Origin of the sequence: Pseudomonas sp. FH4 (genome assembly GCF_000510915.2) — a bacterium.
Classification (GTDB): Bacteria; Pseudomonadota; Gammaproteobacteria; order Pseudomonadales; family Pseudomonadaceae; genus Aquipseudomonas; species Aquipseudomonas brenneri.
In genome coordinates this window covers 111747-124122 of sequence record NZ_AOHN01000005.1, presented here as the reverse complement: position 1 = coordinate 124122, position 12376 = coordinate 111747, and the positions used below count along the sequence as shown (strand labels likewise).

The window sequence follows — 12376 nt, the reverse complement described above, 5'->3', positions numbered from 1 at the left end:
CCTTAAGGCAGCAAGCTCTTCACGTTGATCGGCTCGGCTTCGTTTTGTGCGGCGCCCTTCGGCTTACCGGCAACGGCCATACCTGCAACACGATAGAAGTTGTAATCAGGGTTTTTACCGGGACCGGAGATCAGCAGATCTTCTTTCTCGTACACCAGGTCCTGACGTTTGAACTCGGCCATCTCGAAATCCGGTGTCAGCTGGATCGCGGTGGTCGGGCAAGCTTCCTCGCACAGGCCGCAGAAAATGCAGCGCGAGAAGTTGATGCGGAAGAAGTCCGGGTACCAGCGACCGTCTTCGGTTTCAGCTTTCTGCAGGGAAATACAGCCCACCGGGCACGCCACGGCGCACAGGTTGCAGGCTACACAACGCTCTTCGCCGTCGGGGTCGCGGGTCAGCACGATACGGCCGCGATAGCGCGGCGGCAGGTACACCGCTTCTTCCGGGTATTGCAGGGTGTCGCGTTTGCGAAAGCCATGGCCGAAAACCATCACCAGGCTTCGCAACTGGGTACCGGTACCCTTAACGATGTCGCCAATATATTTGAACATGGGTCAAATCCTCACTGAACCGCGCCCGCTGGCGTGTTCAACAACACAACGGCAGCAGTCACCAGCAAATTGATCAGGGTCAGCGGCAGGCAGAAGCGCCAGCTGAAATCCATCACCTGGTCGTATCGTGGGCGCGGAATGGAAGCGCGCAGCAGGATAAACAACATGATGAAGAACGCGGTCTTGAGGAAGAACCAGAAGAACGCCAACTGCGGCAGGATGCCGAACGGACCGTGCCAGCCGCCGAAGAACAGCGTGACCAGCAGGGCCGAGATCAAGATGATGCCGATGTACTCACCGACGAAGAACATGCCCCATTTCATGCCGGCGTATTCAATGTGGTAGCCGTCGGCCAGTTCCTGTTCCGCTTCCGGTTGGTCGAAGGGGTGACGGTGAGTCACGGCCACGCCAGCGATGAAGAAGGTACAGAAGCCAAAGAACTGCGGGATGATGAACCACAGGTTCTGCGCCTGGTACTCGACGATGTCGCGCATGTTGAACGAGCCAACCTGCACCACGATGCCCATCAGCGCCAGGCCCATGAACACTTCGTAGGACACAGTCTGGGCCGAGGCCCGCAAGCTGCCCAGCAGGGCGAACTTGTTGTTACTGGCCCAACCGGCGAACAGCACCGCGTAGACCGACAAACCGGCCATGGCGAAGAAGAACAGCAAGCCGATGTTCAGGTCCGCCACGCCCCAGGTCGGGGTGATCGGGATGATTGCGAAGGCAATCAGCAAGGCGCTCATGGCCACGACCGGTGCCAGGGTGAAGATCACCTTGTCGGCAAACGGTGGGGTCCAGTCTTCCTTGAAGAACATTTTCAGCATGTCGGCAGCGATCTGGAACATGCCGAACGGGCCTACGCGGTTCGGACCATAACGGTCCTGCCACCAGCCCAGCAGGCGACGTTCGACGAAGCTGAGCAGGGCGCCCGCGACCACCACGGCCAGCAGGATCACGATGGCCTTGACCACCGAGATGATCACGTCGATCACTTCAGGAGTGAACCAAGTCATTGCGCTGCCTCCTGCAGACCGTCAACGGTGTGGCCGAAGATCGCCGGCGGAATGCCGGCGATGCCTTTTGGCAGGGCAACCAGGCCAGCACCCAACTCGTCGTTGATGCGCAGCGGCAGACGCAGGGTCTGGCCGGCTACGTTCAAGCTGAGCAGGGCACCGTCGTTGACGCCCAGGCGGTCGGCTTCGGACTTGGCCAGCGCCACGTAGGCCGCCGGGATGCGCTCTTGCACCGGCGCGGCCTTGGAAGAGTTCTCTTCGCTGCCGAACAGGTGGAAGAACGGCACAACCTGCCAGGTGCCCTGGGCCGGGTTGAACGGACGCGGCACACCAGCGAACCAGTTCAGCGAGTCACCGGTGCTTTCGATCAGGCGGGTGCCCGGGTCGCCAGCGCGGATATGACCACCGACTTCGTCCTGGAACTTGTTCCAGGCCTGCGGCGAGTTCCAGCCCGGCGACCAGGCGAAAGGCACCTGCTGACGTGGCTCGACCGAACCCGAGTAACCTTCCATGGAGAAGGCGAACGCGGTGTCGTTGTCTTGTGGGGCACGCGGTTCGTGCACGCTGATGTCAGCGCGCATGGCGGTACGCCCGGAGTAACGCAGCGGTTCACGGGCCAGTTTCATGCCCTTGATGCGGAACGCGGCGGACGGTGCGGCATCGACGATACGCGCCAGTTGCGGTGCGCTGGAGGCGGTGGCGGCGGTGACGTGGTCGAGTTGGGTCCAGTCGATCGGCTGGTTCAACAGGGTTGCGCGCAGGGCATGCAGCCAGCGCCAGCCTTCGTGAACCAGGATGCTGGCGTCCATGTACTTCGGATCGAACACCTGGAAGAAGCGCTGGGCGCGGCCTTCCTGGCTGACCAGGGTACCGTCGCCTTCGGCGAAGGTGGCGGCTGGCAGCACCAGGTGGGCACGGTCGCTGGTGGCGGTCTTCTGGTGGTCGGCGACGATCAGCACTTTGGCGGCGTTCAGTGCAGCGTCAACCTTGGCGGCATCGGTGCGGGTGTACAGATCGTTTTCCAGCACCACAATGGCGTCGGCATTGCCGTCGATCACCGCTTGCAGGGCTGCGTCCACGGACTCGCCGCCGAGCATGGCCAGGCCAAGGCTGTTGGCTTCCGGTACAACCAGGCTGATGGAGCCGTTCTTGTCGCGCAGCTTGAGGGCCTTGGCGATGTTGGCTGCGGCCTCGATCAGCGCCTTGGAACCCAACGAGGTACCGGCAATGATCAAAGGACGCTTGGCCGCCAGCAGGGCGTCGGCGATGCGCTGGGCCAGGGCCACGGCTTCTGCGTCCAGGCCTTCGACGGCAGGCGCGCTGGCGTCAAGGGCGTGGGCCACGGCGAAACCGATGCGGGCCAGGTCGTCTGGCGCTGCGTGCACGCACTCTTCGGCGATATCGTCGAGCTTGGTTTCAGCCAGGCTTGCGATAAACAGCGGGTTCAGCGCGTGCTGGCCGATGTTTTTCACGGCGGCGTCAAGCCACGGCTGGACGCGCATGGCGTCGGCCATTTCTTCGGCCTTGCCTTTGACCGACTGACGCAGGGACAGTGCCACACGGGCGGCGGTCTGGGTCAGGTCTTCACCGAGGACGAAGATCGCATCGTGGTCTTCGATGTCGCGCATGTTCGGCACGGGCAGCGGGCTGTCGTTCAGCACCTGCAGGACCAGGCGGATGCGCTCCAGTTCAGCGGCTTCGATACCGCTGTAGAAGTGCTCGGCACCGACCAGTTCGCGCAACGCGTAGTTGCTTTCGAGGCTGGCTCGCGGCGAACCGATACCGACGATGTTACGGCCGCGCAGCAGGTCGGCGGCTTTATCCAGCGCGTCGTCCAGGCTCAGCTTGGCACCATCGGGCAGCAGTGGCTGACGCGGACGGTCTTCGCGGTTGACGTAGCCATAGCCGAAACGGCCACGGTCGCACAGGAAGTACTGGTTGACCGAACCGTTGAAGCGGTTTTCGATGCGACGCAGTTCCCCGTAGCGCTCGCCCGGGGAAATGTTGCAACCGCTGGAGCAGCCATGGCAGATGCTCGGGGCGAACTGCATGTCCCACTTGCGGTTGTAGCGCTCGGAGTGGGTCTTGTCGGTGAACACACCGGTCGGGCAGACCTCGGTGAGGTTGCCGGAGAATTCGCTTTCGAGCACGCCGTCTTCAACGCGACCGAAGTACACGTTGTCGTGGGCACCGAAGACGCCCAGGTCGGTGCCGCCGGCGTAGTCTTTATAGAAACGCACGCAGCGGTAGCAGGCGATGCAGCGGTTCATTTCGTGGGAAATGAACGGGCCCAGTTCCTGGTTCTGGTGGGTACGCTTGGTGAAGCGATAACGGCGCTCGTTGTGGCCGGTCATCACCGTCATGTCTTGCAGGTGGCAGTGACCGCCTTCCTCACAGACCGGGCAGTCGTGGGGGTGGTTGGTCATCAGCCATTCGACAACGCTGGCGCGGAACGCCTTGGACTCTTCATCTTCGATGGAGATCCAGGTGTTGTCGGTGGCTGGGGTCATGCAGGACATGACGATACGACCACGGGTGTCGTTCTCGTCGGTGTACTGCTTGACCGCACACTGGCGACAGGCACCGACGCTACCAAGCGCGGGGTGCCAGCAGAAATAAGGGATGTCGAGGCCTAGTGACAGACACGCCTGTAACAGGTTGTCTGCCCCATCGACTTCGAGCGCTTTGCCGTCTACGTGGATAGTGGCCATGGTTCAAAGTTCTTCGTTGGCCCGTTGTCAGCGGGCGTGGCTAATGGAATCTTGTTATTCATGTGCATCAACACAGCCTTCAAGGCGTCAGCACATGACAAAGCGAAGGGCACGGACCCTTCGCTTATTGAAGCGTTACGCGCCGACTACGATCGGCTTTGCCAGAGGCGGGACGGCGGCGCTTTTGGGCGCGATGCCGGCTTCGAACTCCGAGCGGAAGTACTTGATTGCGCTGCCCAGTGGCTCCACGGCACCCGGTGCGTGAGCACAGAAGGTCTTGCCAGGGCCGAGGAAACCGACCAGGCCCAGCAGGGTCTCGATATCCCCCGGCTGGCCTTCGCCTTTCTCGATGGCCATCAGGAGCTTGACGCTCCATGGCAGGCCATCGCGGCACGGGGTGCAGAAACCACAGGATTCACGGGCGAAGAACTGCTCCATGTTGCGCAGCAACGACACCATGTTCACGGTATTGTCCACCGCCATCGCCAGGCCGGTACCCATCCGGGTGCCTACCTTGCCGATGCCGCCGGCATACATTTGTGCGTCGAGGTGTTCAGGGAGCAGGAAGCCGGTACCGGCGCCGCCTGGCTGCCAGGCTTTCAGGGTGTAGCCGTCGCGCATGCCGCCGGCGTAGTCCTCAAACAGCTCGCGGGCGGTCACGCCGAATGGCAGCTCCCACAGGCCTGGGTTCTTGACCTTGCCGGAGAAGCCCATGAGCTTGGTGCCCATGTCTTCGCTGCCTTCGCGGGCCAGGGATTTGTACCAGTCCACGCCGTCGGCGATGATCGCCGGCACGTTGCACAGGGTCTCGACGTTGTTCACGCAGGTCGGCTTGCCCCACACGCCCACGGCGGCAGGGAAGGGCGGCTTGGAGCGCGGGTTGGCACGGCGGCCTTCAAGGGAGTTGATCAGGGCGGTTTCTTCACCGCAGATATAACGCCCGGCGCCGGTGTGCACGAACAGCTCGAAGTCAAAACCCGAACCGAGGATGTTCTTGCCCAACAGGCCTGCGGCCTTGGCTTCTTCCACGGCACGGTTCAGGTGCTTGGCGGCGGTGGTGTATTCGCCACGCAGGAAGATATAGCCACGGTAGGTTTTCAGCGCGCGGGCACTGATCAGCATGCCCTCGATCAGCAGATGGGGCAGTTGCTCCATCAGCATGCGGTCTTTCCAGGTGTTGGGCTCCATTTCATCCGCGTTGCACAGCAAGTAGCGGATGTTGATGGATTCGTCCTTGGGCATCAGGCCCCACTTCACACCCGTGGGGAAGCCAGCACCGCCGCGACCCTTGAGGCCGGCATCCTTCACGGTCTGGACGATATCGTCCTGGGCCATGTCGGAAAAAGCCTTGCGCGCTGCGGCATAACCGTTCTTGGCCTGGTACTCGTCAAGCCATACTGCCTCGCCGTCGTCACGCAGGCGCCAGGTCAGCGGGTGGGTTTCGGCCGAACGCTTGATCAGGTTGGCCGGGCCAAAGGAAGTCAGGGTCATGGGTAGCCCTCAAGCAATTGGGTGACGCCAGAGGCCTGGACGTCGCCGAATGTGTCGTCGTCGATCATCAACGCCGGCGCCTTGTCGCAGTTACCCAGGCAGCACACCGGCAGCAGGGTGAAACGCCCGTCTGCAGTGGTCTGGCCGAGGCCGATGCCCAGCTTGCTCTGGATCGCGTCGACCACCGACTCGTGGCCGCCGATGTAGCAGACCATGCTGTCGCACACGCGAATAATGTGGCGGCCGACCGGCTGGCGGAAGATCTGGCTGTAGAACGTGGCCACGCCTTCAACGTCGCTGGCCGGGATGCCGAGGATCTCGCCAATGGCGTAGAGGGCGCCGTCGGGCACCCAGCCACGTTCCTTCTGGACGATCTTCAAGGCTTCGATCGACGCTGCGCGCGGATCTTCGTAGTGATGCAGCTCGTGCTCGATGGCCGAGCGCTCGGTTTCACTCAAGGTGAAACGGTCTGTCTGGATAAGCGTGCTGTTCATGCTTAGCGGTCCACGTCGGCCATAACGAAATCGATACTACCCAGGTACGCAATCAAGTCCGCGACCATCTCGCCTTTGATCACCGAAGGGATCTGCTGCAAGTGCGGGAAGCTTGGGGTGCGAATCCGGGTGCGGTAGCTCATGGTGCCGCCATCGCTCGTCAGGTAATAACTGTTGATACCCTTGGTCGCTTCGATCATCTGGAAGGACTCGTTGGCCGGCATCACCGGGCCCCACGAGACTTGCAGGAAGTGCGTGATCAGGGTTTCGATGTGTTGCAGGGTGCGCTCTTTAGGCGGCGGCGTGGTCAGCGGGTGATCCGCCTTGTACGGGCCTGCCGGCATGTTGCGCATGCACTGCTCGATGATCTTCAGGCTCTGGCGCATTTCTTCGACGCGCACGATGCAACGGTCGTAGGCATCGCCATTGGCCGCCAGCGGGACTTCGAACTCGAAGTTCTCGTAGCCGGAGTACGGACGCGCCTTGCGCAGGTCGAAATCGCAACCCGTCGAACGCAAGCCCGCACCGGTGACGCCCCATTCCAGGGCCTCTTTGGTGTTGTAGGCAGCGACGCCGATGGTCCGACCCTTGAGGATGCTGTTGTCCAGGGCGGCTTTCTGGTACTCGTCCAGACGCTTGGGCATCCAGTCGATGAACTCCTTGACCAGGCGCTCCCAGCCGTTCGGCAGGTCGTGGGCCACACCGCCGATGCGGTACCAGGCCGGGTGCAGGCGGAAGCCCGTGATGGCTTCGATGACCTTGTACGCACGCTGACGGTCGGTGAAGGTGAAGAACACCGGGGTCATGGCGCCGACGTCCTGGATATAGGTACCCAGGAACAGCAGGTGGCTGGTGATCCGGAAGAACTCGGCCATCATGATGCGGATGGTGTCGACGCGGTCCGGGACCTTGATGCCGGCCAGCTTCTCGACCGAGAGCACGTACGGCAGGTTGTTCATCACGCCGCCGAGGTAGTCGATACGGTCGGTGTACGGGATGAAACTGTGCCAGGACTGGCGCTCGGCCATCTTCTCGGCACCACGGTGGTGGTAGCCAATGTCGGGCACGCAGTCGACGATTTCCTCGCCGTCCAGCTGCAGGATGATACGGAATGCGCCGTGGGCCGAAGGGTGGTTCGGGCCCAGGTTGAGGAACATGTAGTCCTCGTTGGTGCCGGAACGCTTCATGCCCCAGTCTTCCGGGCGGAAGCGTGCGGCTTCTTCTTCAAGCTGCTGCTTGGCCAGGTTCAGGCTGAACGGGTCGAATTCGGTGGCGCGCGCCGGGAAGTCCTTGCGCAGCGGGTGACCTTCCCAGGTCGGCGGCATCATGATGCGCGTCAGGTGCGGGTGGCCCGGGAAGTCGATACCGAACATGTCCCAGACTTCACGCTCGTACCAGCTGGCGTTCGGCCAGATGCCGGTCACGGTCGGGATGCTCAAGTCGCTTTCCGAGAGGGCAACCTTGATCATCACGTCGCTGTTACGTTCCAGCGACATCAGGTGATAGAACACGGTGAAGTCGGCGCCGCTCGGCAGCCCCTGGCGCTTGGTACGCAGACGCTCGTCCACGCCATGCAGGTCATAGAGCATGACGTACGGCTTGGGCAGGTTGCGCAGGAAGGTCAGGACTTCGACGAGTTTGGCACGCGCCACCCACAGCACCGGCATACCGGTGCGCGTGGCCTGGGCGGTGAAGGCGTCAGGGCCAAAACGGTTATTGAGTTCGACGACCACATCCTGGTCGTCTGCCTTATAAGGCGGGATGTACAGAGCACTGCCTGTAGTCATGGTTTTTTATCGCTTTCGGTCAACGTAAAGAATGAAGCCAGGTTTTCGTTCTATAAAAGAAGCGGTGCTGGATCAGACTTCGTCGGGGCTGCGCAGGTTGGTGACTGCGATTCGCTGTTCGCGGCGCTGTTCCTTTTGCGACGGCATCTCGGCGCGGTACACGCCTTGATCGCCGACGACCCAGGAAAGCGGGCGACGCTCCTTGCCAATCGATTCCTGCAGCAGCATCAAGCCTTGCAGGAATGCTTCAGGGCGGGGCGGGCAGCCAGGCACGTAGACGTCCACGGGCAGGAACTTGTCCACCCCCTGAACCACGGAGTAGATGTCGTACATGCCACCGGAGTTGGCGCACGAACCCATGGAGATCACCCACTTTGGTTCGAGCATTTGCTCGTAGAGACGCTGGATGATCGGCGCCATCTTGATAAAGCAGGTGCCGGCGATAACCATGAAATCCGCCTGGCGCGGCGATGCCCGGATAACTTCGGCGCCAAAGCGCGCGATGTCATGGGGCGCCGTGAAGGCGGTGGTCATTTCCACGTAGCAGCACGAAAGGCCGAAGTTGTACGGCCACAGGGAATTTTTGCGCCCCCAGTTGACCGCGCCACTCAGCACGTCTTCCAGCTTGCCCATGTAGATGTTTTTGTGGACTTGGTCTTCTAACGGATCGGAGACGGTTTCCCGTTCGCCGATGGGGTACTGATCGTTAGGAGCATCCGGGTCGATCCTGGTGAGATTGTATTGCATCGCCAAAGCCTCATTGTTTCAGCTTCGCTTGCCGCTTGCGACGAGCTTCCGGAGCCCAGTCAAGGGCGCCCACTCGAAATAGGTAGACAAGGCCTGCCAACAGAATTGCTATGAAAACGAGAGCTTCGACGAATCCGGTCCAGCCGCTTTCGCGAACAGACACAGACCAGGCAAAGAGAAAGAGGGCTTCGATATCGAAGATCACGAACAGCATCGCGACCAGATAGAATTTGGCTGAGAGCCGCAAGCGGGCGCCACCTGTAGGTAGCATGCCGGACTCGAACGGTTCGTTTTTGCTGCGGCCCCAGGCTTTTGACCCGAGGAGGCTGGAAACACCGAGCATGAAGGCGCAAAGGCCGACAACACCGAGAAGGAAAATGGCAAAGCCCCAGTTGTGGGCCATGAGTCCTGTCGCTTCGGTCATGCTGGAAATCCTTAACAGAGAGCAAAGGTCTCTGAGCTCGAAAAAGTAACGACGCAGTGACGATATGTCGCAGCGCAATCAATCGCGGTGATTTTATGGCTAAACACCTAGCAAGTAAAATTCCTGTAGCTAATTTATTCGCTGAATTAAGGACATAGTGCACCTTTATGGGGCTGTAGCCCAGATGGTACGGGCATTCGCATTAATTTAACCAAGCTGTGTTTTGTTTAGGGTGTAACGAAGTTTTAATGCTCTAAATGATAATGAATATTGTTTGCAAGAGTTTTAAGCGGGTGTTGGGCGCGTCGCGGGGGAAGTTGTTGTTACTTGCCCGTTTGGCGCAAGTTGCTAGCGCGCAACTTTTAACCGATTTTTCCTAAGTGAATACCGCTCTGGATCAAGGTTTTGCGCAAAACATCAGGTTGGTCGCATTTTTATTGTGGGAGATTCTGATCTTCGCTGGGGCAGGAGGGTTTTCTCGGGGCAAAAAAAACGCCCCGAACCAGTCGGGGCGTCAGATTGTGCGGCACTGCGGTTAGCTTTCTATCGGGCCCGCAATGGCCGTGTGCTCAGGTCACTTAGTGAAACTGTTCTTCTTCGGTCGAGCCGGTCAGCGCGGTCACGGACGAGGAGCCGCCCTGGATTACGGTGGTCATGTCGTCGAAGTAGCCAGTGCCCACTTCCTGCTGGTGCGCCACGAAGGTGTAACCTTTGGACGCGTCGGCAAATTCCTGCTCTTGCAGCTTCACGTAGGCAGTCATGTCGTTGCGGGCGTAGTCGTGCGCCAGGTTGAACATGCTGTGCCACATGTTGTGAATGCCGGCCAGGGTGATGAACTGGTGCTTGTAGCCCATGGCGGACAGTTCGCGCTGGAACTTGGCGATGGTCGCGTCGTCCAGGTTCTTCTTCCAGTTGAAAGAAGGCGAGCAGTTGTAGGACAGCAGTTGGTCCGGGTATTCCTTTTTGATCGCTTCAGCGAAGCGACGGGCTTCGTCCAGGTCTGGCTTGGCGGTTTCGCACCAGATCAGGTCGGCGTACGGTGCGTAGGCCAGGCCACGGGCGATCGCCTGGTCGAGACCGGCGCGTACTTTGTAGAAGCCTTCCTGAGTGCGTTCGCCAGTCACGAACGGCTGGTCGTACGGGTCGCAGTCCGACGTCAGCAGATCAGCTGCGTTGGCGTCGGTACGGGCCAGGATGATGGTCGGGGTGCCGGCAACGTCAGCAGCCAGGCGGGCAGCGGTCAGCTTCTGTACGGCTTCCTGGGTCGGGACCAGTACCTTGCCGCCCATGTGGCCGCATTTTTTCACGGAAGCCAGTTGGTCTTCGAAGTGAACACCGGCAGCGCCTGCCTCGATCATGCTCTTCATCAGCTCGTAGGCGTTCAGTACGCCACCGAAACCGGCTTCGGCGTCAGCCACGATTGGCGCGAAGTAGTCGATGTAGCCTTCGTCGCCCGGACCTTTACCGGCTTTCCACTGGATCTGGTCGGCGCGGCGGAACGAGTTGTTGATGCGCTTGACCACGGTTGGCACGGAGTCCACCGGGTACAGCGACTGGTCAGGGTACATGGACTCGGCGGAGTTGTTGTCCGCAGCCACTTGCCAGCCGGACAGGTAGATCGCCTGGATGCCAGCCTTGACTTGTTGCACAGCCTGGCCACCGGTCAGGGCGCCCATGCAGTTGACGAAATCTTTCTCGGGACGGAAGGACGGCTTGGCGCCCTGGGTGACCAGGTTCCACAGCTTCTCGGCGCCCAGTTTTGCGAAGGTGTGCTCAGGTTGAACCGAGCCGCGCAGGCGGACGACGTCAGCAGCGGAGTAAGCGCGAGTCACGCCTTTCCAGCGTGGGTTTTCAGCCCAGTCTTTTTCAAGGGCTGCAATTTGCTGTTCGCGTGTCAGTGCCATGGGGAAAAACCTCGTCGCGTCTTTTGTGGAAAAACTACTGGGTTGAAAATTCCGTTTGCCAGCCACGTATTCAGTGCGTGGGTTTGGCTGCTCGCTGACCAGAAGCTTAGGCGGTCAAGTCGGGTCTGGCGGGGAAGGCGACGGGATGAACGATGAGCTCAAGGGAGAAAGTGAGCAGGTAGAGGCGAACCGAGAACAGTCTTCGGGCGTCGTGGGCCTTGATACGATCCATCAGTGTGTTGCCGGGTTACCTGGTTAGCTTCCGTCCCTCGGGACAACTTCGTTCCAGTCGCAACCTCGTCAAACACGCCTTGTGGGCGGTACAGACACGAATCGGCTCAGGTGGGTAGCTTAGAGCGACGATCCGAAGGCCCTTGCCAGGGCCCCTGATTAGCGGGAGCGAGGCCATCATGCCCATGCTTTTTTGGATCGTCAAATGTTTTGTAGTGCTTTTTTTATAGCACTACATCTTTGGTCTAATACGACTAATCAGTCAGTTTTTGGTGCTTCAGTTCAGGGGGTCGACTTTGACCCGCAGTGTCAGGTCATCCCGGCCTTGAGTCGAGTAGGTGCGGGTCGCGCCCTGTTTATCAGCCTGGGTCTGGCGGTTGACGCCGGCCAGGGTGATCCACTCGCCCAGGCGCCCGCTGACAGTTGTGTCGGTGCTTTGCACGTTCACTACATCGGGACGCTCCTGGCTCATGCGGTCACGATTGGTGCTGATGCTCAGGTGTACGGTCTCGCCGGTGACGCTGGCAGTCACGTAGAAGCCCTGAGTGACGTTGCGGTACTGGGTCTGGTTCTGTGGGCGGCCATAGGCGTCGGGCTGGGAGGTGGTCAGTGGCACGCTCTGGCCGACCTGGATCAGTGCTGGCACGCCTTCGCTGGCCTGGATCTGCTGGATCCCGCCATCACGGCTTTCGGTGCTGTAGGTGATGATGTGGCTATTGGTTTGCTGGTTGTTCTCGTTGGTGTCGACGGTGATCAGCAAGCGTTTGGAGGGTGTGTCCAGTTGTGCGAGCAGGGCGCGCAAGCCCTGGATTTTGTCCGGCTCGGCATTGACGATCAACTGATTGCCGTAGGCGCTGACCGTGCCGTCCTTGCCAATGAAATTCTGCGCAACGGGCAACAGGTCGGCGCTGGTGCGGTTGTTCAGGGGTAGGACTTCGGTAGCTGCAATTGCTGAAAAACTGACGGCCATGAGCAGGCTGGCGACTAGGGTGCGTAGGGACATGTCCGTTATCTCTG

Annotated in this window: 10 protein-coding genes; all 10 read right to left on the bottom strand. The window is 60.4% G+C overall.

Translation table 11 applies throughout. From position 1 onward, the window contains the following. Nucleotides 1-2: 2 nt before the first annotated feature. Entirely contained in the window at nucleotides 3-551 is a 549-nt protein-coding gene (gene nuoI / locus H097_RS03580; RefSeq protein ID WP_003174725.1) for an NADH-quinone oxidoreductase subunit NuoI, read from the bottom strand. Between the two features lie 11 nt (nucleotides 552-562). Next, nucleotides 563-1570, bottom strand: a complete 1008-nt coding sequence (gene nuoH / locus H097_RS03575) for an NADH-quinone oxidoreductase subunit NuoH (protein ID WP_017737147.1) — start codon at nucleotides 1568-1570, stop codon at nucleotides 563-565. Further along, nucleotides 1567-4281: an NADH-quinone oxidoreductase subunit NuoG gene (nuoG, locus tag H097_RS03570; protein WP_032857387.1), complete on the bottom strand. Its 2715-nt coding sequence runs from the start codon at nucleotides 4279-4281 to the stop codon at nucleotides 1567-1569. The genes nuoH and nuoG overlap by 4 nt, the downstream gene beginning before the upstream one ends. A gap of 135 nt (nucleotides 4282-4416) precedes the next feature. Then, the gene (gene nuoF / locus H097_RS03565; RefSeq protein WP_032857385.1) at nucleotides 4417-5772 is read right to left on the bottom strand and encodes an NADH-quinone oxidoreductase subunit NuoF; all 1356 of its coding nucleotides are present in this window, start codon (nucleotides 5770-5772) and stop codon (nucleotides 4417-4419) included. Next, a complete protein-coding gene (gene nuoE, locus H097_RS03560) occupies nucleotides 5769-6266 on the bottom strand; it encodes an NADH-quinone oxidoreductase subunit NuoE (protein WP_029293358.1) in 498 nt (165 codons plus the stop codon). Before nuoE ends, nuoF begins: the two co-directional genes overlap by 4 nt. A gap of 2 nt (nucleotides 6267-6268) precedes the next feature. Continuing rightward, nucleotides 6269-8053 (bottom strand): NADH-quinone oxidoreductase subunit C/D, encoded by a 1785-nt coding sequence (gene nuoC / locus H097_RS03555; RefSeq protein WP_032857382.1) that lies wholly within the window; start codon nucleotides 8051-8053, stop codon nucleotides 6269-6271. Nucleotides 8054-8125: 72 nt separating this feature from the next. Next, on the bottom strand, nucleotides 8126-8800 hold the full coding sequence (locus H097_RS03550; RefSeq protein ID WP_012724951.1) for an NADH-quinone oxidoreductase subunit B: 675 nt from the start codon (nucleotides 8798-8800) through the stop codon (nucleotides 8126-8128). A 10-nt stretch (nucleotides 8801-8810) separates the two neighbouring features. After that, nucleotides 8811-9224, bottom strand: a complete 414-nt coding sequence (locus H097_RS03545; protein ID WP_003219575.1) for an NADH-quinone oxidoreductase subunit A — start codon at nucleotides 9222-9224, stop codon at nucleotides 8811-8813. A 578-nt stretch (nucleotides 9225-9802) separates the two neighbouring features. Beyond that, complete coding sequence (gene aceA, locus H097_RS03540) at nucleotides 9803-11128, bottom strand: isocitrate lyase (protein WP_007946425.1); 1326 nt, start codon at nucleotides 11126-11128, stop codon at nucleotides 9803-9805. Nucleotides 11129-11636: 508 nt separating this feature from the next. Then, nucleotides 11637-12362, bottom strand: coding sequence for a secretin N-terminal domain-containing protein (locus H097_RS03535; protein WP_032857378.1), 726 nt, complete (start codon nucleotides 12360-12362; stop codon nucleotides 11637-11639). Between the last annotated feature and the right edge of the window lie 14 nt (nucleotides 12363-12376).